Below are 625 nucleotides of genomic sequence, written 5' to 3'. Positions count from 1 at the left end.
GGCAATTTCTGCCTCATTAATTATTGAACTACACATTTCATATAGCCTAGAAAAATATTCAAAGGCGCTTTCATCTATGTACGGCAATACGAGTTCTAGTTGTGTTTTACTATTTCTTAGCACCTGATACCTTTCTAAATCTATTTTATTCGATCCCTTTGATACATACGAACTCACGCAACCGGAAACGCAACTATCCAAAGAAGTGACACATACGCCATTAACATCTTTTCCTCCATATCCCGAAGGAAACTTACTTTGTGAATGCGCAATCCAGAGTTCTGAAATATTCATGATTCCTCGCACGGCCTAACGCCAAGCAGCAGGGGCGCGACGTCAGGAGCGTCCCTTGCCTGCGTTTGTTAAATGCACTTACTCCCAGCCAAGCTCGGAGTAAGTTTTCTTGTCTTCTTCTGGGTAGTCAGTTGTGTAAGGCCCCCAGTCCATATACTCGTAGTACTTGGCCATTGCCTCGAAATGTGACGAGGCTTCACACGTCCATACGAGCTTAGCCCCGGGCTCTAGTAAACGACGCGCATCATCGCCGTGGCGGCCAGCAAGGCAAAATGTTTGCTCGTCCTCACTTTCTATCCAGAGCTCATGCTTCATAATTCGTACTGACATT

The 625-nt window shown here is 45.4% G+C and carries 2 protein-coding genes; both read right to left on the bottom strand.

What is annotated here, in order from left to right; all coding sequences use genetic code 11:
- Positions 1–294 (bottom strand): hypothetical protein (locus KCG35_RS26030; RefSeq protein WP_215822824.1); only part of this gene is annotated, 294 nt, incomplete at its 3' end.
- Positions 295–372: 78 nt separating this feature from the next.
- Positions 373–625 (bottom strand): hypothetical protein (locus KCG35_RS26025; protein ID WP_215822822.1); only part of this gene is annotated, 253 nt, incomplete at its 5' end.

Source organism: Zooshikella harenae, from assembly GCF_018837975.1.
Taxonomy (GTDB): Bacteria; Pseudomonadota; Gammaproteobacteria; order Pseudomonadales; family Zooshikellaceae; genus Zooshikella; species Zooshikella harenae.
Note: the sequence above shows the minus strand (reverse complement) of the source record. Positions and strands in the feature narration are given on the sequence as shown.